The 26,315-nt window shown below is 35.1% G+C and carries 24 protein-coding genes and 1 tRNA gene; 10 read left to right on the top strand and 15 right to left on the bottom strand.

Features of this window, described 5'->3' with window-relative positions; all coding sequences use genetic code 11:
• Positions 1–7: 7 nt before the first annotated feature.
• The 12 genes from pyk to ACP5SP_RS00445 all read right to left on the bottom strand — a co-directional run bounded on the left by pyk (position 8) and on the right by ACP5SP_RS00445 (position 10,658).
• Positions 8–1,441, bottom strand: a complete 1,434-nt coding sequence (gene pyk, locus ACP5SP_RS00390) for a pyruvate kinase (protein WP_428075817.1) — start codon at positions 1,439–1,441, stop codon at positions 8–10.
• Positions 1,416–2,513: a molecular chaperone DnaJ gene (gene dnaJ / locus ACP5SP_RS00395; RefSeq protein ID WP_428075819.1), complete on the bottom strand. Its 1,098-nt coding sequence runs from the start codon at positions 2,511–2,513 to the stop codon at positions 1,416–1,418. Before dnaJ ends, pyk begins: the two co-directional genes overlap by 26 nt.
• Before the next feature lie 16 nt (positions 2,514–2,529).
• Positions 2,530–4,308, bottom strand: a complete 1,779-nt coding sequence (gene dnaK, locus ACP5SP_RS00400) for a molecular chaperone DnaK (RefSeq protein WP_416084472.1) — start codon at positions 4,306–4,308, stop codon at positions 2,530–2,532.
• Positions 4,309–4,322: 14 nt separating this feature from the next.
• Positions 4,323–4,913, bottom strand: coding sequence for a nucleotide exchange factor GrpE (locus ACP5SP_RS00405; protein ID WP_416084471.1), 591 nt, complete (start codon positions 4,911–4,913; stop codon positions 4,323–4,325).
• Between the two features lie 99 nt (positions 4,914–5,012).
• Complete coding sequence (locus ACP5SP_RS00410; RefSeq protein ID WP_428075821.1) at positions 5,013–5,810, bottom strand: hypothetical protein; 798 nt, start codon at positions 5,808–5,810, stop codon at positions 5,013–5,015.
• Positions 5,773–6,471 (bottom strand): rhomboid family intramembrane serine protease, encoded by a 699-nt coding sequence (locus ACP5SP_RS00415; RefSeq protein ID WP_424586506.1) that lies wholly within the window; start codon positions 6,469–6,471, stop codon positions 5,773–5,775. The genes ACP5SP_RS00410 and ACP5SP_RS00415 overlap by 38 nt, the downstream gene beginning before the upstream one ends.
• Before the next feature lie 4 nt (positions 6,472–6,475).
• Positions 6,476–7,285: an S-methyl-5'-thioadenosine phosphorylase gene (locus ACP5SP_RS00420; protein WP_424586505.1), complete on the bottom strand. Its 810-nt coding sequence runs from the start codon at positions 7,283–7,285 to the stop codon at positions 6,476–6,478.
• Between the two features lie 101 nt (positions 7,286–7,386).
• Positions 7,387–8,319 (bottom strand): thiamine pyrophosphate-dependent enzyme, encoded by a 933-nt coding sequence (locus ACP5SP_RS00425; RefSeq protein ID WP_416084467.1) that lies wholly within the window; start codon positions 8,317–8,319, stop codon positions 7,387–7,389.
• A 10-nt stretch (positions 8,320–8,329) separates the two neighbouring features.
• Positions 8,330–9,499, bottom strand: coding sequence for a pyruvate ferredoxin oxidoreductase (gene porA, locus ACP5SP_RS00430; protein WP_416084466.1), 1,170 nt, complete (start codon positions 9,497–9,499; stop codon positions 8,330–8,332).
• Positions 9,500–9,509: 10 nt separating this feature from the next.
• Entirely contained in the window at positions 9,510–9,833 is a 324-nt protein-coding gene (locus tag ACP5SP_RS00435; protein WP_416084465.1) for a 4Fe-4S binding protein, read from the bottom strand.
• A complete protein-coding gene (locus tag ACP5SP_RS00440) occupies positions 9,826–10,413 on the bottom strand; it encodes a 2-oxoacid:acceptor oxidoreductase family protein (protein WP_416084464.1) in 588 nt (195 codons plus the stop codon). Before ACP5SP_RS00440 ends, ACP5SP_RS00435 begins: the two co-directional genes overlap by 8 nt.
• A 47-nt stretch (positions 10,414–10,460) precedes the next feature.
• Positions 10,461–10,658 (bottom strand): ferredoxin, encoded by a 198-nt coding sequence (locus tag ACP5SP_RS00445; RefSeq protein ID WP_416084463.1) that lies wholly within the window; start codon positions 10,656–10,658, stop codon positions 10,461–10,463.
• A 127-nt stretch (positions 10,659–10,785) separates the two neighbouring features.
• On the opposite strand from ACP5SP_RS00445, the gene ACP5SP_RS00450 reads away from it, so the two are divergent.
• The 3 genes from ACP5SP_RS00450 to ACP5SP_RS00460 all read left to right on the top strand — a co-directional run bounded on the left by ACP5SP_RS00450 (position 10,786) and on the right by ACP5SP_RS00460 (position 11,568).
• Positions 10,786–11,130, top strand: a complete 345-nt coding sequence (locus ACP5SP_RS00450; RefSeq protein WP_416084462.1) for an FtsB family cell division protein — start codon at positions 10,786–10,788, stop codon at positions 11,128–11,130.
• A 15-nt stretch (positions 11,131–11,145) separates the two neighbouring features.
• Positions 11,146–11,502 (top strand): S1 RNA-binding domain-containing protein, encoded by a 357-nt coding sequence (locus tag ACP5SP_RS00455; RefSeq protein WP_416084461.1) that lies wholly within the window; start codon positions 11,146–11,148, stop codon positions 11,500–11,502.
• Positions 11,493–11,568: transfer RNA gene (locus tag ACP5SP_RS00460), tRNA-Met, on the top strand. Before ACP5SP_RS00455 ends, ACP5SP_RS00460 begins: the two co-directional genes overlap by 10 nt.
• Before the next feature lie 9 nt (positions 11,569–11,577).
• Here the strand turns inward: ACP5SP_RS00460 and ACP5SP_RS00465 are convergent.
• Positions 11,578–12,732: an ABC transporter substrate-binding protein gene (locus ACP5SP_RS00465; RefSeq protein WP_428075823.1), complete on the bottom strand. Its 1,155-nt coding sequence runs from the start codon at positions 12,730–12,732 to the stop codon at positions 11,578–11,580.
• A 35-nt stretch (positions 12,733–12,767) separates the two neighbouring features.
• Between ACP5SP_RS00465 and ACP5SP_RS00470 the strand changes: the two genes are divergently transcribed.
• Genes ACP5SP_RS00470 through ACP5SP_RS00480 form a run of 3 tightly spaced genes read left to right on the top strand, consistent with a single transcriptional unit; the run spans position 12,768 to position 16,389 of the window.
• The gene (locus ACP5SP_RS00470) at positions 12,768–13,610 is read left to right on the top strand and encodes an FAD binding domain-containing protein (protein WP_424586503.1); all 843 of its coding nucleotides are present in this window, start codon (positions 12,768–12,770) and stop codon (positions 13,608–13,610) included.
• 2 nt (positions 13,611–13,612) lie between these two features.
• Positions 13,613–14,080 (top strand): (2Fe-2S)-binding protein, encoded by a 468-nt coding sequence (locus ACP5SP_RS00475; protein WP_416084452.1) that lies wholly within the window; start codon positions 13,613–13,615, stop codon positions 14,078–14,080.
• Positions 14,080–16,389 (top strand): xanthine dehydrogenase family protein molybdopterin-binding subunit, encoded by a 2,310-nt coding sequence (locus ACP5SP_RS00480; RefSeq protein WP_428075825.1) that lies wholly within the window; start codon positions 14,080–14,082, stop codon positions 16,387–16,389. Before ACP5SP_RS00475 ends, ACP5SP_RS00480 begins: the two co-directional genes overlap by 1 nt.
• Before the next feature lie 42 nt (positions 16,390–16,431).
• Here the strand turns inward: ACP5SP_RS00480 and ACP5SP_RS00485 are convergent, their stop codons facing one another.
• Entirely contained in the window at positions 16,432–16,845 is a 414-nt protein-coding gene (locus tag ACP5SP_RS00485; RefSeq protein WP_416084450.1) for an arsenate reductase ArsC, read from the bottom strand.
• Positions 16,846–16,950: 105 nt separating this feature from the next.
• Here ACP5SP_RS00485 and ACP5SP_RS00490 point away from each other — a divergent pair, with 105 nt between their 5' ends.
• Both ACP5SP_RS00490 and amrB read left to right on the top strand, forming a co-directional pair.
• The gene (locus ACP5SP_RS00490; protein WP_428075827.1) at positions 16,951–19,422 is read left to right on the top strand and encodes a DUF3160 domain-containing protein; all 2,472 of its coding nucleotides are present in this window, start codon (positions 16,951–16,953) and stop codon (positions 19,420–19,422) included.
• A complete protein-coding gene (gene amrB, locus ACP5SP_RS00495; RefSeq protein ID WP_424586500.1) occupies positions 19,398–21,128 on the top strand; it encodes an AmmeMemoRadiSam system protein B in 1,731 nt (576 codons plus the stop codon). Before ACP5SP_RS00490 ends, amrB begins: the two co-directional genes overlap by 25 nt.
• Before the next feature lie 35 nt (positions 21,129–21,163).
• On the opposite strand, the gene ACP5SP_RS00500 is transcribed toward amrB, so the two are convergent.
• On the bottom strand, positions 21,164–23,038 hold the full coding sequence (locus ACP5SP_RS00500) for a phosphoenolpyruvate carboxykinase (GTP) (RefSeq protein ID WP_424606471.1): 1,875 nt from the start codon (positions 23,036–23,038) through the stop codon (positions 21,164–21,166).
• Positions 23,039–23,430: 392 nt separating this feature from the next.
• Between ACP5SP_RS00500 and ACP5SP_RS00505 the strand changes: the two genes are divergently transcribed.
• Positions 23,431–25,686, top strand: coding sequence for a bifunctional alpha,alpha-trehalose-phosphate synthase (UDP-forming)/trehalose-phosphatase (locus ACP5SP_RS00505; RefSeq protein ID WP_428075830.1), 2,256 nt, complete (start codon positions 23,431–23,433; stop codon positions 25,684–25,686).
• 168 nt (positions 25,687–25,854) lie between these two features.
• Positions 25,855–26,310, top strand: a complete 456-nt coding sequence (argR, locus tag ACP5SP_RS00510) for an arginine repressor (protein WP_428075832.1) — start codon at positions 25,855–25,857, stop codon at positions 26,308–26,310.
• Positions 26,311–26,315 lie beyond the last annotated feature (5 nt).

Genomic DNA, 26,315 nt, shown 5'->3' on the forward strand with positions numbered 1-26,315 from the left:
ATTGAAACTACACTACATCAACTTTTATAAGATTCGTCGTACCAGAAACTCCTGTATGGGTTCCACAAACAATTATGTATCGATCCCCTGTGGATAGCAATCCAAGATTCGTTGCAATCGAAGGTGCTTCGTTTAAAATTTCATCAACGGTCTCATAATTACGAACTTTATAGGCAAAAACACCCCATTTCAGACTTAAAAATCTTAATGTCTCTTCTTTTGGCGTCAAAGCGAGAATTGGTACTTGAGGTTTATATTTTGAGATAAGCATTGCAGTTTTCCCACTTTCGGTTGCAACAATAATTAATTTAATATTAAGAAGTTCTGAAATATCTTTTATTGATTTTGAAAGTACTTCTGGCACATTAATTTCAATAATTTTTGAATTTAAGACTCTTAAATTGTCTTTAAAAATACTGCTTTGTTCTATTTCATTTATAATATTTCGCATCATCTTTAAAGAAAGCGTCGGATACTTCCCTGCTGCGGTCTCGTTTGAGAGCATCAATGCATCACTTCCATCAAAAATTGCATTTGCAACATCTGTAACTTCTGCCCTTGTGGGAAATTGCTCTTCTACCATCGAACCAAGCATCTGAGTTGCTGTTATTACAGGTTTTCCCAAATTATTTGCAATTCTTATAATTTCTTTCTGGATTAACGGAACTTTTTCAATTGGAAGTTCAACACCAAGATCTCCTCTTGCAACCATAACCCCTTGCGATGCGTCAATAATTGAATCAAGATTTTGTACCGCTTCCCATTTCTCAATTTTTGAAACTATAGGCACAACTCTACCAAATTTTTCCATGTATGATTTGAGTTTGAAAACATCATCTTTTGTTTTTACAAACGACAGAGCAACCATATCAACACCATGTTCAAGACCAAAACGAAGATCATTAATATCCTTATCTGTAAGTGGGTCTATTGAGAGTTGAGTTGTGGGAAAATTTACACCTTTATGATCAGAAACGGGTCCCCCTTGTATTACTTCAGTTTCAACTTCATCATCACTTTTTCTTTTAACTTTTAACTTTATTAACCCATCGTTTACATATATGAAATCTCCAACTTTTACCTCATCTATTATTTCTTTGTAAGTTATAGTTGCACTATGTTCATCACCCACAATATCCTGTTTTTTAATGATAAATGAATCGCCTTCTTTCAAATTAACTTCACCATTTTTAAAAGTCCCCAAGCGAATTTTTGGTCCTTGTAAATCTTGAAGTATAGCAACATGATATGCAAATTCATTTTCTAATTCTCGTATCAACTTGATTCTTCGTAAATGATCATCGTGTGTACCATGAGAAAAATTGAGTCTAAAAACATCTACACCTAAAGTAAAAAATTCTCTTAACACCTCGGGGCTTTCGCTTGAAGGACCAATTGTTACTACGACCTTAGTTTTACCCTTTTCTATTCTTTGCTTCATTGATTTCCCTCAATTTCTCATAATAGAACGCTTCTTCACTTGTAAGTGTTATAGGAATATCAACAACTATTTTAACAATATAATCGTATGGCCTTCTTACGCCAAACTTTCTTCTTAACTTTATCTCTGTTCCATACTGGGTTCCAGGTGGAATTTTAACAACCTCTTCTCCACCTTCAATAAGAGGAACTTTGATTTCTGTTCCAAGGACTGCTTCCGGAGGAGATATATGTGCTAAATAATATATTTTATTACCTTCTTTAATAAACCGAGGATCTTTTTCTACTTTTACTCTTACGTATAAATCACCTGCAATACCACCATGAGGTGCGGCATTTCCTTCACCTCTTAATCTTATAACCGTTCCATCTTCAACTCCAGGAGGAATGGTAACCTTAACTGTTGAAATCTTTTCGACAACGCCTGTTCCTCCACAATTATGGCACTTTTCTTTAATAACCTTGCCTGTTCCATGACATGTAGGACATGTTGTTTGAACCACAAATTCCCCAAAAGGTGTTCTCTGTCGTTTTGTTACAAATCCCGTACCATTACATGTTGGACATGTAGTTGAGCCTGTTCCGGGTTCAGCCCCAGTTCCATGACAAACTGGGCATTTTTCCTTTTTTCTTATCGTAACTTCCTTTTCGGTTCCAAGTACAGCATCTCTAAAAGGAATAGAAACTTCAACCTCTATGTCTTCACCATGCTCAACTCTTTCACGTGTACCTGTACCAAAACCAAATCCCCCAAAACCAAAATCTCTTAGGATTTCACCTAAGTCAGAAAAAATATCTCCTGAAAAATCATAGGAGGGACCGTAGCCTCCCTGTTCGAAACCTCCAACATTTGGACCTACGGTCCCGAATTTATCGTATTGCGCTCTTTTTTCTGGATCGCTTAAAACTTCATATGCTTCATTTATTTCTGCCATTTTTTTGGCTGCCTCGGGGTCATCCTTGTGTAAATCAGGATGATACTTCATTACAAGCTCTCTGTATTTCTTCTTAATTTCCTCTTGAGTTGCGTTTTTTGGAACCCCAAGTATTTCGTAGTAATCTTTATTTGCCATAGCTAATTATACCACATTAACTTGGATTTTGTCCTCCGGTTGTTCCTCCACCTTGTTTATACATATCTTGTCCGATTTTGGACATTAATTGATTAACAGATTCTATCTTTGCCTTTATCATCTCAACATTTCCTTCTTTAACATATTTTTCGAGTTCATTAAGTTCGTTTTCGAGAGCAGTTTTATCACTTGGATTGATCTTATCACCATATTCTCTTAAGAATTTCCTTCCTGAATAAACAAGTGCATCTCCATCGTTCTTAATCTGAATCTCCTCTGCACGCTTCCTGTCTGCTTCGGCGTACATTTCAGCCTCTTTCTTCATTCGTTCTATCTCTTCCTTGGATAGCTTATTAGAGTTAGTTACAGTAACCTTTTGCTCTTTTCCGGTTGCAAGATCTTTTGCGGTTACATGCAATATGCCATTTTCATCAACTGCATAAGTAACCTCAATTTGAGGAACTCCACGTGGCGCAGGTGGAATACCATCTAAAATAAACCTACCTAAAGAAAGGTTATCCTTTGCAAGAGGTCGCTCACCTTGCAAGATATGTATTTCAACGCTTGTCTGATTATCTGCTGCGGTTGTAAATATCTGCGTTTTTGAAGTTGGAATAGGAGTATTTCTCTCAATCATTTTAGTGAAGATCCCACCAAGAGTTTCTATGCCTAAAGATATCGGCACAACATCTACAAGAACAACATTTTTGACTTCTCCTTCAATTATTCCTGCTTGAATCGCTGCACCCATTGCAACACATTCCATAGGGTCAATTCCTCTTTCGGGCTGTCTTCCAATGTAATCTGCAACAAACTTTTGAACAATAGGCATCTTAGTTGGACCACCTACCAGAATAATTCTATCAATTTGCTGTGGAGTAAGTCCTGCGTCCTTTATAGCCTGTTCAAGAGGCCCAGCGCATCTCTTTACAATTGGCTCAACAAGAGATTCAAGTTTTGCTCTTGTAATATTCATTACAAGATGTTTTGGTCCCGTTGCATCAGCAGTAATAAAAGGCAAGTTAATCTGAGTTTCAAGGACAGAAGAAAGCTCAATTTTTGCTTTTTCTGCTGCTTCACGAATCCTAACCATTGCCATCTTATCGTTTCTGAGATCAATTCCAGTATCTCTCTTGAATTCTTCGAGAATGTAATTTACAAGGGCCTCATCCATATCACGACCACCAAGCTGAGTATCACCCGCAGTCGCTTTAACTTGGAATACACCTCCACCAAAATCCATTATCGTAACATCAAGTGTACCACCACCAAAATCGAAAACAAGTATCTTTAACTCCTTATCAGATCTATCAAGGCCATAAGCAAATGCAGCAGCAGTTGGTTCATTTACAAGACGTACAACTTCAAGCCCAGCAATTTCTCCAGCGTTCTTTGTTGCCTGTCTCTGGTCATCATTAAAGTAAGCTGGAACAGTAATAACTGCCTTTTCAACCTTTTCCCCTAAGAATGCTTCTGCATCCTTCTTAATTTTCTGCAATATAAATGCAGCAATCTGTTCAGGAGTATATTCTTTATCGAATACTTTTATCTTTTCCTTTGTCCCCATTTTTCTTTTGATACCCGTAATGGTACCTTCAGGGTTGATTGTAGCCTGTCTCCTTGCAGGTTCACCTACAAGAATTTGCCCATCCTTTGTAAAGGCAACAACAGATGGGACTGTTTTACCTGCAACACTTGGTCCTTCTGCAGCAGGGATTATAGTTGGTTTACCACCAATCATTACTGCTGCAGCAGAATTACTTGTTCCAAGGTCAATACCAATAATTCTTCCCATAATTTCACCTCCTATTAATTATTTTGATTTGGAGAGTTTTCGCTTTGTTCTTTTGAAACGGCAACAACTGCCGTTCTTAAAACATCATCTCCAATATAGTAACCTTTTCGAAGAATCTTCACTACTGTATTTGGCTTATAGTCTTTTGTTTCGACCACTTCGCCAATCTCAGCAATATTAGGATCGTATGGTTTATTCAATAAATCCATTTCTTTAACTCCGTAGGAAGAGAGAAACTTCATAAGCTGATCTTTTATAAGCATAATTCCTTTTGAATGAACTGAATCATCATTTATGCTTTCAAGGGCTCGTTCAATATTATCTAACACCTCAAGGAACTCCTTAAAAATTTCTATTCTATCCTTGAGGAGTTTCCTTCTTAGTTCTTTTTCGTAAACATCTGAGGCCTGCCTCAAATTTTCCTTCAACTTTATATTTTCAACTTTCAAGTCAAAAATCTCAGACTCCTTCTTTTTTAATTCTTCTTCCATCTCTTTAAGCTTATCTTCCAAAAACCTTTCTTTATTTTCAGAAGTCCCCTCCGAGTTATTCAAATTCTCATTGGGCTCCGAAGTATTTTTCTTTTCCTCCTCATTATTAGCCACTGTTTACCTCCTAATTAGCAATTAAATCGTTCATCTGCTAATAATTTACCAAAAATTTAATTTTTGTCAAGATTTTCGAATTATAAAAATTGAACATTTTCATAAAATTTTTTCATAAAGCACATACGATATATTTGATAAGAGATCTCTTTTAGCAGTTACTACAAACGAATTTTCAGAAATTTTATAAATACCTTCTCTAATTTTCTGTGGGTTAACTTTATAAAGGTTTGTAAGATTATCAATTATGTTTCTCTTTATAGAGAGCGTCGTATCCAAAGCAAAAATAAAGATGTCAGGAGAAACGCTTCTAAAACGCTCAAAAGTTAACTTTAACTCTGTAAGTGAAACATTATTCGGTGGACTTTCCTTTAATTCAATCATGATGAGCTCAAGTTTCCATTTCCCGAGGATATCGATATCACCACCCTTGGAAAGTTCTTTTAGTTTAACATTGAGGATTGAATCGATTCCAAATTTCTTATTCAAAAAAAACGCAATAAGAGACTCGACAATAAAAGAGAAGTCTCGAATATCAGGATTTCTAAAAAATTTGTCATTTTCCATAAGAACAATTCTTGAATTTAATAAGTCTTGGATAGTGGAATTCTTTATTTTCCACTTTGTCATTAATTGATTAAGATCTTCTTTTCTGACATTCTCAAACATAAAAAAGTCAGCTAAAAATCGCCTTACATAGTATTTTGAAAGTAGATTAAATAATTTTGAGCCGTCAATCTTCGACGGCTCAAAATAAGAAAAGTACTTAAAACCACGAACTAAAAGTAAATCAGAAAAACTCACTTCATCATTCAAGATACGTTCAAGAAGCTTAAATTTCCTTTCAAGATTTATAATTTTAGATGTAATATAAGTATCGCCTTTTTCTTCCTGCATGTTTTCCTATAAGCAAAGCATAAAACAGACCAAAAATGAAGCCACCAATATGAGCAAAAAATGCAATACCTGACGCAACACCAAAATTAGAAAGCCCTTCAAAAAGTTGAGATAAGAACCAAATTAAAAGATACACAGGTGCGGGAATTTCAATAATAGTTATAAAGAAGAAAATAAAGACAAGAGTTCGAATTCTTGATCTTGGGAACAATAAAAAATACGCCCCCATAGTTCCTGCTATTGCACCACTTGCCCCGATAACTGGAACAGAACTTTTACCCATTGTTAGAATTTGAATTAATGAAGCAAAAATACCTGAAAGTAAGTAAAATATTAAAAAATGGAAATGCCCAAGATAATCTTCAACGTTATTTCCGAAGATCCACAAGAATAGCATGTTAAAAATAAGGTGTGACCAACTTCCATGAAGAAAAATTGAGGTTATAAAAGTTAAATATCCTAAACCAAAAGGAGGTGAACTCAATACCCTTGTTGGCACCAAACCGTATTTAAGATAAATACTTGCAAGATATTGATCCGGGTTAGGAGTTGAAATAGCAGTAAAATACACATAAGCAAAAATAAAACTATTTATAACAATAAGGGAAATCGTTATAAAGGGAAATGTTTCAATTTCTTCTGTATCTCGAAGGGGAAGCATTTAATTATTCTCCAACACGTGCATCTTTTAAAGCTTCACCGCACTTACAATGCCTTTCAACTGGAGTATGTTCGATAATGTATTTTACAACTTCTTTTAGAGTCCCAATATTTTCATTGAATTTCTTAAATACCATTTCCTGAGTTACAGGTTCAACATTACCCTCCGCAACAATACCCACATCGTAATCGGTGACAACTGAAATATTTACATAACACATTTCAAGTTCTCTTGCAAGGACAACTTCTGGATATTGAGTCATATTAATAATATGAAAACCCATTCTCGTAAAAAATAAACTCTCTGCCTTGGTTGAGAAACGTGGTCCCTGTATAACAACAACTGTCCCAGTTCTGTGAAATCTTACTTTGAGATTTTCCAGAGCTTCTATAGCAATACTTCTTAGTTCTGGGCAATAGGGCTCTGCCATACTAATATGGGTTGTTATTGGACCTTCGTAAAAGGTGCACTCTCTTCCGCTTGTAAAGTCAACAAATTGGTCGGTTACAACAAAATCTCCAACTTTATACTCGGGTTGAAGACTCCCCACGGCAGTTGGCGCAATAATACGCTTTACACCAAGTTCCTTAAAGGCCCAAAGATTTGCTCTATATGGTATCCTATGCGGGGGATACTGATGTAATTTTCCATGCCTTGGCAAGAAGGCAACACTTCTTCCCTTATATTCACCAATTGCAATTAAGTCAGAAGGTGGCCCATAAGGTGTCTCAACTTTAATCTCTTTTACATTTTCAAGAAAAGAATAAAAGCCAGAACCACCAAAAACACCAAACTCAGCACTAAATTTTACCATTTTACCTCCTTATAAAAGAACTTTGTTCTACTAATTATTATATAGCTTAGATTAAAAGAAAAAAGCCCCCTAAATTGGGGGCATATTAAAAAATTTAGAAATTAAAGTTGCACTCCAGATTCCTCAAGCTTCAAAAGTCTTTCCCATTCCTCGTCAACCATCTTCTGCATCTCTTCAACTATATGTTTATTTTCGGGCCTAAATAGATGTCTAAATCTTCCTTGTCCTTTCAAGAACTCTTCAATTGGTTTTCTTTCTTTTGGCTTATAGTTAATTTTTACCCTTCCGTTCTCAATCTCATAAAGAGGCCAGAAGTTTGTTTCCGCTGCGAGTTTTGAATACTGGATTGTAAGTGAAGGATCGTAGTGCCAGTTAGTAGTACATGGCTGAAATACTGCAAGGAATGAAGGTCCATCTGCTTCAAAACCTTTTTTCGCTTTATTATAAAGATCAATTAAGTTATGTAAAGCTGCTTGTGCTGCATAAGGAACTCTATGTGCTGCAACTATTTCAACAATATTCTTTCTCCACTGTGGTTTACCAATACTTACCTTACCTGCAGGAACAGTTGTTGTGCTTGCACCAAATGGAGTTGCTCCGCTTCTCTGGTTTCCAGTATTCATATACCCCTGGTTATCATAAACTACGTACATAAATTTATGTCTTCTTTCAAGTGCTCCAGATAGTGCCTGAAAACCAATATCATAAGTTCCACCATCGCCGCCTATTGCAATTATATTAACATCACTATCAACTTTGCCTTTCTTTCTAAAAGCACGCAATGCTGTTTCAATACCAGCTGCAACTGCCGCAGCATTTTCAAATGTTAAATGAATCCATGGAACATTCCAAGCAGTAAAAGGATAAATTGTTGATGTCACCTCAAGACAACCAGTTGCATTAGCAATAATTACAGGCTTATCCGATGCTGCTACTATTGTGTTTACAATAGGTGGTATGCCACAACCAGCACACATTCTATGCCCTGAAACCAAGGGCTTTTCTTTAGATACAATCTCTTGAATAGTTGCCATATTTACCCCCTTATTCCCTTAAACCAATATATTTCTGGGTTTGAGAATCAACATTTCCACTTAGTAATTCCTCAAATACTTTCTTGATATCGCTCTTAAATATGTCTCTTCCACCAAGCCCATAAACGTAACTCTGAATTTTAGGTTTTTTATCTGATTCGTACAATGAATTTCTAATCTCAGTATATAGAGGTGCATAGGCACCGAACGCAATTGCCCTATCAAATACACCTACAACCTCAAATTTTTCTAATGCATTCCTCATCTCTTTGTATGGGAATGGTCTTAAAAGTTTCGGTTTTATTAAACCAACTTTATACCCCTGTTCTCTTAATTCATCTACTGCTTCCTTTGCTGTTCCTGCCGTAGACGATAAGGCAATTATTACAGCTTTAGCGTCTTCGGTTTTATATTCTTCAAAAAATGGATACTTGTTCCCTGTAATTTTGGAAAGTTCCTCACCAACTTCGAGATAAACATCTTTTGCATTCCAAATTGCTTCTTCCTGCTGTCTCTTTATTTCAAAATAATAGTCAGGAAGAGCAAGTGGTCCTACTGTGTAAGGATTTTTCACATTAAGTAGGTATCTGTCAGGCTTTCTTTCTCCAATAAACTTCCTTACTTCATCATCATCAAGAACTTTCACAACCTCAACCCCATGGCTTGTAATGAATCCATCTTGCATAACCATAACTGGAAGAAGGACTTTTGGGTGTTCTGCAATTCTTAATGCAAGCAATGTGTTTTCATATGCTTCTTGGGCGTTTTCTGAATAAATCTGCACCCAACCAAGAGTTAAAGTGCCCATAGTATCCGAGTGATCACAATGAATGTTAATGGGAGTTGAAAGCGCTCTATTTACTACAGGCATAACAATCGGAAGTCTTAATCCTGGAGCCGCCGCAACAATCTCCCACATAAGCGCAAGTCCTTGAGAAGATGTTGCACACATCGCCCTTGCACCTGCAGCAGAAGCACCAACTACCGCAGAAAGCGCAGAATGCTCTGATTCAATTGGAACCATTTCAGTGTCAACAACTCCGTCAGCAACAAATTGAGCAAAAAACTCAACTATGGGTGTTTGTGGTGTTATTGGATAAGCAACTACTACATCTGGGTTTATTTGGCGCATTGCCTCAGCTGTTGCCTGTGCCCCTGTTAAAGCTTTAAGTTTTGCCATAGTCTCCTCCCTACTCTTCTCTTACCATAGTAATACACTTGGTAGGACATTCCACAGCACAAATACCACAACCTTTGCAATAATCAAAGTTCGTTTCAAGTCTTACTGTTCCCTTATAAACTCTACCATTTTTGCCTACAACTCCCTCATCGCTTTTAACAATCGGAATTGCCATGTCTGGACAATATGACACACATATCATACAGTGTATACAATTTGAAGGATCCCACACAGGACGAAGACTTCTCCATGATCCAGTTTTGTATTCAGTTGCAGTTGCAGGAGGTAGGTCTCCTCCACGCATTAATTCCTTCCAACCTTTTTTATCAGCCATTTTTTGCCTCCTCAAAACCTCTTTTTAGACCTTGGATGTTCTTTTGAACTTTTTCTTCACCGATTTTGTCAAGGAATTCCTCTCTTATTACTTCCTCAAGTGTCTCTAACTTAACTATACCTGTTGCCTTGACTAATGTGCCAAGCATTGGTACATTAGGTGCATCGATCTTAAGTAATTCAAGTGAAATGCCCGTTGCATCGACAGTATAAATTTTTCCTTTAAAACCGGTTATTTGCCTTATCTCTTCTGGAGTTTTTGTTGTGTTCACAATAAGGACTCCTGTTTCCTCATCAAGTCCTGATGTAACCGGAATGTTTTTTGCAAGACCAAAATCAAATACAAGAACAGCATCTGGATTTACAATTGGTTCATGAGTACGGATCTCTTTATCGGAAATTCTCGTATAGGCAACTGTTGGAGCACCACGACGCTCTGAACCATATTCAGGAAATGCCTGTATAGATTTACCTTCTTTAAAAGCAGCAAGGGCAAGCATCTGAGAGCCAGACTTTGCACCCTGTCCTGCTCTTCCATGAAATCTTACCTCATAAACACTTTTCTTTGTTTGAACAGCCATTTTTACCTCCTTAATAATTGTTGGGGTGGCTTTCAGCCACCCTTACCTTAACCTACCTCCTCAACGGTGATGCTCTGAGTTGGGCAATTTTCAGCAGCATCTTTGTTGCAATCTGCATCGGAAATTTCAGAGATGAAATTTGCCTTGCCATCATCTTCCATCTTCCAATTTTCAGGACAAATGGAAGCACAAACGCCACAGCCAATACAGGTGTCTTTGTTAATAGCAACTTTAAATTTTGCCATGTTTCACCTCCACAAATCAATTATAACATCCTTTGGAAAAAATAAATATATTTTTGCAAGAGTTTTAGCAAATTTAAGAAAATTTAAAAAAGTTTAAATACAAAAAAATCTTTATATAATATAGATAATGAATAAGAAAATAAATTTATTAAAAATTGCAATACTAATTCTTACAGTCTATTTTTTTGTGGAGTCTGTTTTGAATGCTTTCTATCTTGCAAATAACTTTGCAACTTTAGAAAGGAAGAAACAGGAATTAAAAAACTTAAAACAAGAACAGCAAGAACTTTTAAAAAAGATTGAATACGCTAAAACTGATGAATTCGTGGAAAAGTATGCGCGTGAAAATCTTGGCCTTGGAAAGCCCAATGAAACGATTATCTATTTCAAGCTTAGCGAAAACACCAAATACTCAAATCAAAATTTTTCTAAAAATTTTTTTGAAAACCTCTTGAATCTTTTTAAAAATTAGATATTATATAAGCGTATGGGGAACACGGAATTAACTGGCAAGGTTATAAAAGTGATGCCCTATGGTGCTTTTGTAAAACTTGATGAAGGGAAAGTTGGTTTAATCCATGTTTCTCAACTTACAGATGTAGATGGAGTTGCCCTGGCGGACCCGATAAAAGAGGGTGACAGGGTGCTTGTAAAAGTAAATGGAAAAGATAAAAGCGGCAAGTTAAATTTAGTTTTTATAAGAAAGGTTAATGAACAGCCTAAAAAAGAGGAACAAAAGAAGACAGATTTTGAGCAGTTGCTGAAGAAGTTCCTTAAAGAGTCTCAAGAATCGCTTGTCGCTCAGAAGAGACGTATTAAGAGGCATAGAGGAGAGGCGGCGTAGCCCAGTGGTTAGAGCATCCGGCTCATACCCGGAGTGTCGAGGGTTCGAATCCCCCCGCCGCCACCAACTTTAAGATCATTTATCACCAAAAACCCAAACTTCTGAAGGAATAAAATTCTTGAATCCGTAAAAATAGAGAGGTTTTATAGGGTCGTTAGAATTTTTAAATTCGATTTTTCCTGTAATTCCATCATATGTGAGATTCTCTAAAGCATCTTTAATTTTTACTTTATCAAAAGAGTTTGCCTTTTCTATTGCCGTTGCGAGAATCCCCATTGCATCATATGCAAGATAGGCTTCTACATCTGGATCCATTTTAAAAGTCTCTTTGTAAGTCTCTGAGAATTTTATTAATTTTTCAGAATCTCTCGAATAATGGCTTACATAATAAACATTAAAGGGCTTTCTAATTCTTGCTAAGAGCTGTGGTGCATCAACTCCATCACCAAAAATAACTGGTCCTGTAAAGTTTTGTTTTCTTAACTCAGTATAAACCATAGATGCATCCACATATAAATCGGGATTGAATACAAATTGCACTTTCTTCTCGAGCATCTTTTGGATCGGAAATTCAACTGTGACTGGTTTATGAGGATGTGGATAGAAAGCGACAATATGTCCACCCAAATTTTCAAATTCACTTCTAAACTTCTCTGCAAGATATACAGAATATGTATCATCAATATCATAAAATACGCCACCAACTCTTAAACCAAGATACTCATAAACAAAATGAGCCAAAGCAACTCCTTGAAGGTCATCAGTAAAACACGCTCTAAATGAAAACTCTTTGCCTTTGGTAACAAGAGGATTTGTTGCAACGGAAGTGACAAATGGAATTTTCAAATCTTCACAAACTTCACTTACTGGGATTGCAATTCTACTAAAAGGTGCGCCAACTATACCGATAAAATTATTTTTAGAAAGTACATCTCTAATGCTTTGAGTAGCCGAATCTGGATCTCCCTTGTCATCTACCACGTATACTTTGATTCGTTTGCCAATTATACCACCACTTTTATTTAGTTCATCGACTTTTAATCTGATTCCATTAACTGTACTTTCACCAGCTTCTTTAGTATCAGAACTAAGAGGGGCAACAACTAAAACTTTAACATACCCAATGCAGGAAGTTAAATAGAAGATAATAACTGCGAATAGCAGTGAAATTAAAAAAATTTGTAAAAATTTCTTTACTTTTTCAAGCACCACAAATTCTCCTTTTTTCACTATAATTATTATATCACAAATGAAGGAGGTTAAAAATGTTAAAACTAAAGAATGTAAAAGATTGTTTTTATCCAAGGACACTTGAAGAATTAATTCAAATTTTAAAAGAAAAAGGAGATAAAGCAAAGGTTGTTGGGGGTGGATTACATCTTGCAGTTTTTCCTAACCCACAAGTTGAGTCATTTATATTTCTAAACAAATTATCTTTAAACTACATTAAAGAGGAGGGTGAATTCATTTCGATTGGAGCAACAACTACAATAAATGAGGCTGCAAATTCAGAAGAGGTTAAGAAACTTTTTGAAGGTAAATTATCAAAATCACTTTCTTCGATTGCCTCTGAACTTTTAAGAAATCAAATCACCTTTGGAGGATCAGTTGCGCAGCGTGAACCATATTCAGATATCGCAACAATTCTTCTTGCACTCAATTCAGATGTTGTTTATTTTGATGGAAGCAAACACGTAGAAAAGCTAAACGATTTCTACAAAGGAGATTTTAGATCAAAACTCAAACAAGGCATTATAACTGAGATTAGAATTAAAAAATTTGATTCCTCTTACAAGTTTGGTATGGAAAGACATGTAAGAAATGCAACAGACATTGCCCTTTTAAACATGGCAATGCTTGCAAGAGTAGAAGATAATGTAATTAATGAAATATTTGTGAGTTATGGTTCAAGACCTATGCCAGCAGAAAGGTTTACAGCCATGGAAGATTTTTTGAGAGGTCAAGACTTAAATGAAGCTATTGGAAAAGTTTACAACTTTGCAAAAGAGCATGCAGATGTGAAAGGTGATATTCGAAGGGACGAGGAATATCGAAGAGAATTAACAGGTGTTTTTGCAAAAAGATTATTAGAGTCATTCGGGAGGTAAGAATGAAGGTTAATTACAAAATTAACGGTAAAGACTACGAATTTGAAATTCATCCAGGACAAGTACTACTTGACGTCTTAAGAGAAAATGGTTTTACTGAAGTTAAAGGAAACTGCTACATGGGAACTTGTGGTGCATGCACAGTCTTAATAAATGGCACACCAAAGACAAGTTGCACTATTATTGCTGCACAAATTGACGGAGCTGAAATCACCACAATTAAGGGGATAGGAGATATTTTAAACCCTCATCCGCTACAAAAATCATTTGTTGAGAAAGGAGCAGTGCAATGTGGTTATTGTACACCAGGAACAATTCTTTCGGCATATGCACTTTTAAAGCAAAATCCAAATCCGACTGACGAAGACATAAAGAAAGCAATAGATGGTAACCTTTGTAGATGTACAGGCTATGTACAGCAGATCGAAGCGATAAAATATGCAATTGCACTTTTAAAGGAGGGTAAATAATGGAAAAACAAGTTATCGGGAAAAACATTGAAAAAATTGATGCCCTTGCGCTTGCAACAGGACAGCCAGTTTTTACTGATGATATTAAACTACCAAATACACTTCACATAAAGTTTCTTTATTCACCTCATGCAAATGCAATTATTGAAGATATTGATACAAGTGAAGCTGAGAAATTACCCGGAGTTCAAATGGTTTTAACCTATAAAAATACCCCCGAAGTTTACCATACAACAGCAGGACAAGGATGGCCTGAACCATCCCCATATGATACTTGCATGTTTAATAAACATGTAAGATTTGTTGGTGACAGAGTTGCAGCAGTTGCAGCAGACTCTGAAGAGATTGCATCAGAAGCCTTGAAGCTCATCAAAGTTAAATACAACATACTTCCTCACGTTTTTGACCCAGAAGAAGCAATAAAAGAAGGAGCACCAATTCTTCACGAAGAAAACCCAAAAGGTGTATATGATTACAAAAGAAATCTTGTTGCTCACATCGAAGTAAAAGCAGGTGATGTTGAAAAAGGATTTAAAGATGCAGATGTTGTTGTTGAACATACTTTTGAAACACAATTTGCACAACATTGCCCAATTGAGACACACGCAACAATTTCATACCTTGACGAAAATGGCAGAATTGTTATTAGATCATCAACGCAGGTTCCGTTCCATGTAAGAAGAATAGTTGCACAGGTCTTGGGAATCCCCGTATCTCAAATAAGGGTAATAAAGCCAAGAATTGGCGGTGGATTTGGAAGCAAGCAAGAAATCATCCTTGAAGAGGTCTGTGCATTCGTAACAATGAAGACAGGGCGTCCCGCAAGGGCAGTTTATACAAGAGAAGAAGAATTCATATCTTCAAGAACACGACACCCAATGAAAATTACTGTTAAAATTGGTGCCAAAAAAGATGGAAGATTTACTGCGATAAGAATGTATGCACTAAGTAATACAGGAGCATACGGAACGCATGGACTAACAGTTGCATCAAATACTGGATCTAAAACACTTCCTCTGTATAACAAGGCTCCGAATGTAGAGTTTATTGCCGATGTTGTTTATACTAACCTTCCTGTGCCAGGTGCATATCGTGGATATGGTGCAACACAAGGTTATGCTTGCCTTGAGCAAGCAGTCGATATGGTTGCAGAAAAACTTGGCTTAGACCCAATTGCAATAAGAAAGATAAATCATATAAGAAAGGGAGAAACATCTCCAATATTTGAGGCACTTGGAGAGGGAAGAGAAGGTGTCGTCCAATACATAGAAAGTGAAGCAATTGATAAACTCCTTGAGTTAGGTGCAAAAGAAATTGGCTTCTATGAAAAGTGGGGTAAAAAAATAAGAAACGGCTCAAAAGTACGTGGAGTTGGAATGTCACTTCATATGCAGGGGTCAGGTATACCAAAAATTGATATGGGCTCCGCAACAATGAAGTTAAATGAGGATGGATCAATTAATGTTCTCTATGGGGGGACCGATATTGGAACTGGACTTGATACAGTAGTTGCCCAAATTGTTGGTGAAGTTCTCGGAATTGACCCCAAAAAGGTAATTGTTTATCCATCAGATACCGACATAACACCATTTGATAAAGGCGCTTACGCATCTTCGGGAACATATATTTCAGGAGGTGCAGTATATAACACAGCTTTGAAACTTCGAGATCAAATTCTTGAAGTAGCAAAAGAGATGTTTGGCGAACAAGATAGTAAGGACTACATTTTGAAGGATGGATTTGTAATTTCACCAAGAAGCGGTAGGCGGGTAAGTCTCTCAGAAATTGCATATGATACCTTATATGTTAAAAAGCAAAGACAGATAATGGCAGTTGGTTCGTTTGTTTCTGAATCTTCACCCCCTCCATTTGCAGCACACTTTGTAGAAGTTGAGGTTGATGAAGAGACAGGTGTTGTTACACCCATAAAGTATGTAGCTGCCGTTGATTGCGGTATTGTAATAAACCCTGAACTTACTAAAGGACAAATCATTGGTGCAATTGCTAATGGTATAGGCTATGCTCTCACTGAAGAATATAAATTCGGAGAAAATGGCAAAGTATTAAATCCAAACTTCATGGAATATAGAATCCCTTCCTCACGTGATATCCCGGAAATTGTGCCGATCCTTGTTGAAACATATGAGCCGACAGGTCCTCTTGGTGCAAAATCAGTTTCTGAAATTAACATAAATGGACCAATTCCTGCAATAGGGAATGCAATTTATGATGCAGTTGGAATAAGACTTAATAGTTCTCCATACACTCCAGAGAAGGTTTTAAAGGCATTAAAAGAAAAGAAAAAGTAAATAAATAGGGGGGCTTTGGCCCCCTTTAACTTTTTATTAATTTTATATTTTCTTAAATGTTTCCATTATCCACTGTTCAATTTCATCACGTAATTTTCGGACTTTCTCCATAATTTCTTCATCAGATCCAGTGAAAGTTGACGGATCTTCGAATCCTTTGTGAATGTATTGAAGCGCCCCAGGAAAATAAGGACATTCTTCCCTTGCTTGATCGCAAACAGTTACAACATAGTCAAACCTTTTTCCCTTAAAATCCATAACTGATTTTGTCTTGTTGTTTGATATATCAATTCCAATTTCTTTCATTGCCTTAACTACATATGAATTTAATGTGCCTGGATGAGTACCTGCAGAATATGCTTCAAATCGCTCGCCATAAAGTGCATTCAAAAATGCCTCTGCCATTTGAGATCTTGCGGAATTGTGCGTACAAACAAAAAGTACTTTAAGTTTCATTTGCTAATCTTCCTTAGAATATTTTAATGTAAATGGAACAAAATTCAAATATACATTATCTAATATTTATAATAAAGTAATAGAATATAAACGGAGGAGGCTAAAATGAAAAAAGCCATAGTATTTGTAATTATCATTACATTGGTTATAACAAGTGTTGGAATTTCTCTTTACCTTGCACTGCAAGCAAATAAACAAGGCATATCAAATAATAATAAGGAAAATCAAAGTAGAGAAAACACCCAACAAAAAATCGAGTTTGTGATGGCAAAATCCTTTGAAACAAATGCTTCACCTGTTGAATTCACAATAAATGCAGAGGCAAAACAATACGAACTTCCTCTTAACTTAAATAAAGTTCAAAACCTAAAAACTGTTGAGAGTAAAATTACAATACCGAAAAATGCTTTAACGCTTCTTAAAAAGAATGGCTTTGTTGTAATAGAAACACCGAAAGAAATTTCAGGTATAAAATTATCAACAAGGTATATACCGTATCCTGAAACAATTACCCCTAAAGAAGATTTCTTCTCATACTATCTTGCGCTTGAAACAAAAGAGCTTCCTAAATACATTACAACAGATTCAATCCTTCACTTTTACCATATATTCTTCGAAAAAACCCTTATAGACTTTGAAAAAAATATATTTACAAAATACATCAAAGATCTTACCGACTATTTTTACAATGAAAACTTAAAAAGATACAGTAGCATTTCCGATCCAACAATTAAGGAAACTGCAAAAAGAAATCTTGCGTTTTTTGGTGTTGCAGAACTTCTGCAAGATGAGAATTTCAAAGTTGATGAAAGCGTAAAAGATATAGTTTCGCAAGAATTAGACCTCATTAACGCTCACGAAGGCTTTAATTACTCAAAAATTTTCTTTTATAAAGAGGATTATTCTCAATATGTGCCAAGAGGACATTATACAGAATCGGAAGCCCTTAAATCATATTTTAAGACACTTATGTGGTATGGAAGGATAACCTTCCTTTTGAATGGTTCAAAGCTTATACCAGAAGGAAAATCTGATTGCGGATATTCTCAAGGAATTATTTCTGAATATGATTCGAAAATTCAAACACTTCAAGGATTGTTAATTGCCTATGATTTTCTTAGATCAGTTGATGCACAGAACAAATGGTCAGTTATGTATGAGATTACATCATTTCTTGTAGGATTTTCAGATGATATTACCCCTTATGAATATGCAAGTGTTTTAAACAAATTTCTTACCGATAATTCTAAAGAAAGCGATATTTTATCGAGATTTAACAAAATAAAGGAAGCTCTTCAAACATTAAAAGACCCAACAATTTATAGTGGTCTTGGTGATTGTAAAATGCCCATGCCTTATCCTCCTTTAAGCAGGGAAGATATTGAAAGATTAAAGGAAACAAATCTAAAACTTCTTAAAAAGACTAAGGGAATGAGATTTCTTGGACAGAGATTTACCCTTGATTCATATCTATTTTCAAGAATTGTATCGCCCTTTTCAGGGGAATATACAGGTCCAAAAACAGCACTTCCAACAAATGAACTTCCTTTTACTTACACTTGGTTTAATAAGTATACAACAGAAAATCGCCCGTTTACATGGGCAAAAACCATTATGAAAAGAGAAGTGAGAGCATTCCCGAGAGGACTTGACCTTATGGCACTTTTGGGCTCTGACAGAGCTTATGAAATTTTAAAAAATGAAGGAGATACAAATTATTCAGATTATGATAATGTATTTAATGAACTAAAAAATTACATCGAAAGTTTGCCGCAAGATGAATGGAGTAAGACTCTTTATAACAAGTGGCTTTCAGTTCTTACAACTCTTTTCTTAAAAAAGACGCAAGGGCTTCCAACTTTTATGAAAACAAGCGCCTATTCTGATAAACTTCTTCAAACCGCCCTATCCTCTTGGACAGAGTTAAGGCATGATACAGTCCTCTATGTAAAGCAAAGTTATACAATGTCAGAGAAAGGAGAAGGTGGCCCAGAAGAAAAACCATATCCAGGATACGTTGAGCCTGTACCTGAATTTTACATAAAACTTCTTGAATTAACTCGCCTTACAAAAGATGGACTCACAAAAATTCAAGATGAAACTTCCAATTCAGACTTAAAAAATATGATAGAACAAAAAATTTACTCGCTTGATAGCCTTGAGACTCTTCTCAAAAAACTTTTATCAATTGTGAAGAAAGAACTCGAAAACACACCTCTCGATGACTCTGATTACTATACAATTAAAGGTATTGGGACATACTTTGATTCAGCTACTCAAATGCTTTTCTCAGGAGAAACGAACTTAGACCTTATAAAGCCAACACTTGTAGTAGATGTACACACAGATGGAAATACAAAACTTGTAGTTGAAGAAGGGCTTGGATATGTTAATACAATCCTTGTTGTGTGTCCTGACGATAAAGGCAATTTAAACCTTGCAATTGGTCCTGTATTTTCATATTACGAATTTAAGTATCCTATTGAGAAGAGGCTTACTGACGAAGAGTGGAGAGATATGCTTGAAAAAGGAAGCGTTCCTCCAAAACCAAAATGGGTAAGCAACTTTTCAAATTAATTCTCCCAATAATAATTTTTACAGTTATTCTTGTTTCAGTAAATCCAAATTTGACAATTGCACCGGAAGTTCAAGAACCTACTATCATTGGGGGAGTTGTTCCACATCATCTTGTTGCAAAAGATGTAATAAAAGATTTCTACGAAAATATTTCAAAGAAGGTAAAACCCGACGTAATAGTTTTGCTTTCGCCTGATCACTTCGGAAAATGTGTCTCGATTGGCGCCTCTTTTATCACTGGGAACTCACAATTCCATGAATTAAGCATTGCAACCGACGAAATTAACAAAATAAAGAGCCGTTTCAATATTATTGAAGACAATGCTTCAGTTTACCTTGATCATGGAATCGCAAATCACGTACCTTTTTTAAACAATTATTTTAAAGAAAGCTTAGTTATACCTATTCTCGTAAGCCCCACTGTGTCTTTGAGTATTGCAAAAGAATTTGCAGACACTTTAAATAATATTCTTCCCTTAAACTCATTAATTATTGCAAGTGTTGATTTTTCTCATTATCTACCAAAGTCAATTGAGGAAGTGCACGATAAGAAAAGTTTAAGGGTGTTTCTCAATTTCGAAGAAAATGAATTTCCAAAAATCGATGTTGATTCTTGGCAAAGCCTCTACATTTTAAGAAGTATTTCGATAAAAAGAGGGTATGAAAAATATGAGATTATTGCACATAAAAATGCACAGGACTATACAAGAGAATACCTTTCAAGTTCCACTTCCTATGTAAGTTGTATCTTTGAAAAAGGTAAAATTAACACTCAAGATTTTAGACCTATAACACTATCTTTTGTAGGCGATATTATGCTTGATAGAGGAGTATATAAGAAGATTCTATTAAATTCATACTTTTACCCCTTTTATAACATTGAGCAGGCATTCAGAGGGTTAGATTATGTTGTAGGAAATCTTGAAGGACCGATTACTTACAAAAAGGTAAATTTCCCAAGAGATTCTCTTAGATTTTGTTTTGACAAGGATTCAACAAAAACTCTTCAATATGGACATTTTAACATTGTGTCTCTTGCAAATAACCACACAGACAACATGGGAGTAACGGGCATTAAAGAAACAAAAGAAATACTTAAAAATGGAAATATAGAATTTTTTGGGGAACCATGGGATTTTACAAACTCTAACATTATAGAGAAAGACGGTATTGTGTTAGTTGGATTTAATGCAACTTTCCCTTTTAAACTTAATGAAGTTAAAGCATGGATTAAACACATTAAAGAATCACATAAAGATGACTTTTTAATTCTTTTTATGCATTTTGGAGAGGAGTATATCGACAAAAGTACTTCTTATGACTCATACCTTGCGCATACACTTATTGATGAGGGAGCAGATCTTATTATAGGAAGTCACCCACATGTTGTAAAAGATATTGAACTTTATGCATCAAAAAAACGGGGATTAAAAACCCTTATATTTTATTCTCTTGGCAATTTTGTTTTTGACCAATACTTTTCAAAAGAGACGCAAGAAGGACTAATAGTTTTTATTGTAAAAAACGCCAAAAATTTTGAGTTTGTAATTGAGCCAGTATCACTTTATCAATCACAACCAAAATTGATGGAAGAAAATGAAAGAGAAAAATTTTTGATGAATCTTGCAAATAGATCGGATATGTCTTTAAGAGAATCAATTAAAAAAGGCATGATTAACTTAACGATTGACTATCAAGCACACTAAATTTAGGGGGGCTTTCACCCCCCTTTTTTTTAATCTTACACTATTTCAAACTTGTAAGGCTGAATGTAGTCACCAAACTTAGATTGCGCTTCTTTTAGTCTTTTTTCCTCTTCGTCGTAAAGTTCAAAGAGTCGGTTAGGAACAAATTTTAAACCCGAATAAATTTTTCTAAGTCTTTCTATCTTAGAAAGATTTTCATTTACTCTTAGTGTAAATTGCTTTATATATTCTTCTTCTTTATAATCCTTGCCAAGATATTGTTTAAAAAGCACTTTTAAATCATCGTAAAGCGGCATGAAACCCACAGGAGTTCTAAGCGCATGAACTTCATTGTGTACTCTTTTTTCCATCCATTTGAGCCATACCTTTTTGTCATTTTTATCATTTAGAAACCGTCCATTTTCATCCTTCAAAAAGTAATTTACTCCAAAAATCTTAGGAACCTTTTTAAGCTTCTTCCCAAATTCAAGGTTAATTTCAATGTATTTACCGATTGGAATTGAAAGAAAATCGAGATTTGACATAGGATTAAATTCTCTTACACCAACTTTTCCCAGTGTTGCGGCAGTTGTTTCAGATTCAATAGAAGCACCTTTAAGCACAATTCCATGCTCCCAATTGAAGGCTTCACAAACAGGATTCCAGGTGTCGGAGTCTCTTCCACCATAAATAATTCCAGATACCTCAACGCCATTTGGATTATGCAAATTTTCATCCACATTTTCGAGGATCTCAAGGTGAAGGGTAAACCTTGCATTTGGGTGTGAAGGTGGAATTTCATTGCCCTTTTCATCTTTCTTTCCCTTGAACCATTCGCCCGAGTGGTTTATCCCTCTTTCAGGAATAGGACCATCATGCCCTACCCAATAAACTGAGCCATCGTCATATACTAAAACATTCGAGAAAATTATTTCATTTGGTGAATGAAGCGCCTTCCACTGAATTGGGTCATCTTTTGAATTGATACCCTGAATTATCCCAAACATTCCCTTTTCAACATTAACCGCTTTTGCAACTCCTTCAATCTCTTTTATGTAAGAAATGTCATCCCCAACAATTCGTTCACCTTCAAGCATCGCTGTTGAAGTTTTGCCACACATGGATGGAAATGCACCAGTAAAATATGAAACTCTTCCGTTTGGACCATTTACTCCCATAAGTAGCATATGTTCTGTAAGCCAACCTTCAACTGAAGCCCTTTTAATTGCAAGTCGCATTGCTAACTTCTTAAGACCAATTGTATTTCCTCCATACTGAGTATTACAAGAATAGACAATCTCGTCCTTAAGATCAATGTAAACTCTTCTTTTATCAAGATTCTTTGAGGTTTTTCGTTCATCAAGTTCTCCTTCTGAATGCACAAATTTAAAAAACCGAGTTAAGGATCTTCCTTGTCTTACGAATTCACTATAGCCTTGCCTATAAAGAATGTTTTCCGAGTGCGCTACATAAGGAGAATCTGTGATTTGAACTGCTGGAATTGTAAATGGTGAATTCTCTGGCCCCAGGACATAAAAAAGAACATACATAGTCCGACCATTCATAATGTCTTTTAAAATTTCATGCACTTCTTGAGTTAAAGAATCCCTTAATCCAGTTTCAATAACTGGATCAAGATACTCCCCTTCATCAAGTAAAATTTTCGTATTTTTCTTGTCTCTTCCTTGATCGTAGTAAGAATCAAAATGAACCGTTTGTCCTTTGATCTTTAAAGGCATCTCTTCCCCATCTTCGAGTGCCTTTTTCCTTATAAAATCAATGTCTTCAGGACTTCCGTCTGAAACAAAAACATTTTTTGGATTGCACAGGGCAACGTACTTTGAAATGAATTCAAGAACAGTTTGATTATCAATTGCTTCTAACTTCTTAAAGCCCAATTCGTCTAACTTTACTTTTAAAATGTTTTCCATTCTACCTCCTTCCAGCATATTCTAACACAAACATATCAAATTAAAAACTTAAAAATTTAAAATAAGTTTAAATGAGTTAGTTTAAATGCTACTTCCAAGAGCATAACACTGTATTTATTCGTAGACAAACAAATTTTTGTTCTATAGTAGTTTAACTCATTTTGGGAAAACTTTAACGCTCTAAATCGATTTAAATGAATGATAAAAATAAAGTTTTAGTGCGGTCTGATCGGTACTTCCTTATGTCCTTTGCTCTGAATTTTTATAAGACCTCTACATAAACAAAGGGTTATTTAAGTTGTCTTATTTTAAACAAAAACCAACTCTGCCAATTAAACTAATTCAAATCTATAAGAATTTGCGCACTTTTCATTAAGTTGTATAATGGAAATATGAAACTTATAATTGCATCAAATAGATTGCCTGTTTATGCAGTAAAAGATGCTCAAAATTTAACTTTCAAGCAAAGCCCAGGTGGGCTTGTTCAAGGGCTTTCTGCTTCAATTGGTACCATTCTTGAGATTACAGAAAGCAAAGACTATTTTTGGGTTGGTTGGCCAGGAGAAACGATCGAAGAGGTTAACCAAGAAAATGTTTACGAGTACCTCCTTAAAAATCTTAATGCTATACCTGTATTCCTTTCAAAGGAAGAAATGGAAAAGTTTTACCTTGGATTCTGTAATAGCACTTTATGGCCCATTTTCCACTCATTCCCCAACTTTGCAAAATTTAAAGAAGACGAATTTGAAAAATATGTAGAAATTAATAAAAAATTCGCAGAAACAACCTTAAAGATTCTTGAAGATGATGATTTACTTTGGGTACACGATTACCATTTGATGCTTCTCCCATCATTCATTAAAAAGGAAAAGCCCAATGTTTTAATTGGCTTCTTCTTACATATACCCTTTCCACCATATGAAATATTCAAACTCATACCAAAATATATGAGAGAAGCAATCCTTAAAGGGGTATTAAACGCAGATCTCATAGGATTTCACACATATCAATATCAGCAAAACTTCATAAAAACAGTCCGAAGCACATATTCCATAGAACATGATATTAAAAATATCTATATAGAGGGAAGGCGTGTACAAACTGATACTTTTCCGATAAGTATTGACTTTAATAAGTACAACAAGGCAGAGGAACTTCCCGAAATAAAGAAAAAAGTTAAAGAACTTAAGGAACTTTCACACGGTTCAAAGATTGTTCTTTCAATTGATAGACTTGATTATTCAAAAGGTATAATAAATAGGTTGCTTGCAATTGAACGATTTCTTGAAAAATATCCGGAATTTCATAAGAATGTTTTATTTATAGTTGTTATAGTTCCATCACGAATCGGCGTTGAAAAATATGATGAGACAAAAGAATATATAGATTCACTTATAGGAAAAATTAACGGAAGATTCAGCACAATTGACTGGTCACCAATTCAATACCTATTTAAAAACCTTCCTTTTGAAGAATTAGTCCCCCTATACATTGTAGGTGATGCACTCCTTGTAACATCCCTTGCAGATGGAATGAATTTGGTATCAAAAGAATATATTGCAGCAAACCCTAAAGGAGCACTTATCTTAAGCGAATTGACTGGTGCATCAGAAGATTTGAGAACCGCATTTATTATAAATCCGAACGACTATGACGCCATTGCAGATACTCTAAAAGAGGCTCTTTCTTTAAGTAAGGACGAACTTTACGAAAGAAATAAAATTATGATTGAGTATCTCAAGAAAAATGATATAAAGAAATGGACAACAGATTTTCTTGAAGAACTATCAGAATATAAGCCTCCAAAAAAGCCAATCTATCTTGATTATAAAAACATTGAGGAATTAAAAAGTCAATTTACAAATTCAAAAAGGAAAGCAATTATCCTCGACTACGATGGTACACTTGTCCCGTTTAGTATAGACAGATCGAAGACATTTCCATCAAAAGAAGTTTTAGATATCTTAAATGAGCTCACTGAGAATGGCGTATTTGTTGCGGTGTCAAGCGGAAGGACAAAAACAGACCTTGAAAGTTTTTTTAATAAGGTAAACTTCACTCTCATAGCAGAGCACGGTGCATTCATAAAAGCACCTCACAAAGATTGGGAAAAGACCTTTGATTGGGTTGATACATCTTTCAAAAAAGATATCCAAAAAGTATTAGCACTTTACAAAGATAGGATTCCCAATTCATCAATTGAAGAAAAAGAATTCTCTCTTGTCTTTCATGTAAGAGCAACTCCTACAAATGTTGGAGAAAGCGCACTAAGAGAAATGTTCGATATACTAATCCAACTTACTGCCCAAACAAACGCCTATGTAACAAAGATAAACAAAGGCATTGAAATAAAGGCTCAAGAATTAAACAAGGGAATCTTTATTTCTAAGATAGCAAAAGAAGGTTATGACTTTGCACTTATTGCAGGCGACGATTATGTAGATGAAGAGGCTTTTAAAGTCGGAAACAAATACGGATATATTACTGTAAAAGTGGGAAATGCAACTTATACCAATGCAAACTATTTCGTAAATTCTTCAGATGAACTATTGAATGTCCTCACATTACTTTTAAAAACATTCACAGTAAAACCAAAAGAAAAGAAATACAACGTAATTGATTACATAAGAAATTTATTTAAGAGATAATTAATTTTTGCAATGTTTCGTAAATTCGGCCTTTAAAATCCTAAACTCCTATTTCAATATTTATACAGCCTCTTAACCCTTTTAACTAAAAAATTTTTATTAAATTTTCTTAAAGATTTGATTTTGTAATTGCAATTTCAAAAAGAATGTGTATAATTATACCAAATTATGAAAAATATGAATAATGTTGCATCAAGAATCAAAATAATAAAAGAAATTTTATTGAAAAAAAGGATTCATAACCAAAAAGAATTGCAAGAAGAGTTAAAAAGACTTGGAATAAAAGTTACTCAAGCAACTATTGCACGAGACTTTAAAAAACTCAACGTATTAAAAATTAGAAAAAATGGTGAATCGTTTTATGCTCTGGGAAATCAAAAAGAACAAAATTCCCAAGAGAACCTTAGAGTCGCATTTAAAAACTTTGCAAGAGGAATCGACTTTGAGGAAAACTTAGTGCTTGTTTTTACATCTCCAGGAAATGCAAGTGGCCTAGCAAGTCTTATCGACACAATGAAAATAGAAGGTATAGTCGGAACAATAGCAGGAGATGACACAATCCTTATAGTAACAAGAAAAGAATATACAGAAAAAATAGTGGAATTTTTAAAAAGACTTTTATAGGAGGT

Origin of the sequence: Caldisericum sp. (assembly GCF_049967455.1) — a bacterium.
Classification (GTDB): Bacteria; Caldisericota; Caldisericia; order Caldisericales; family Caldisericaceae; genus Caldisericum; species Caldisericum exile_A.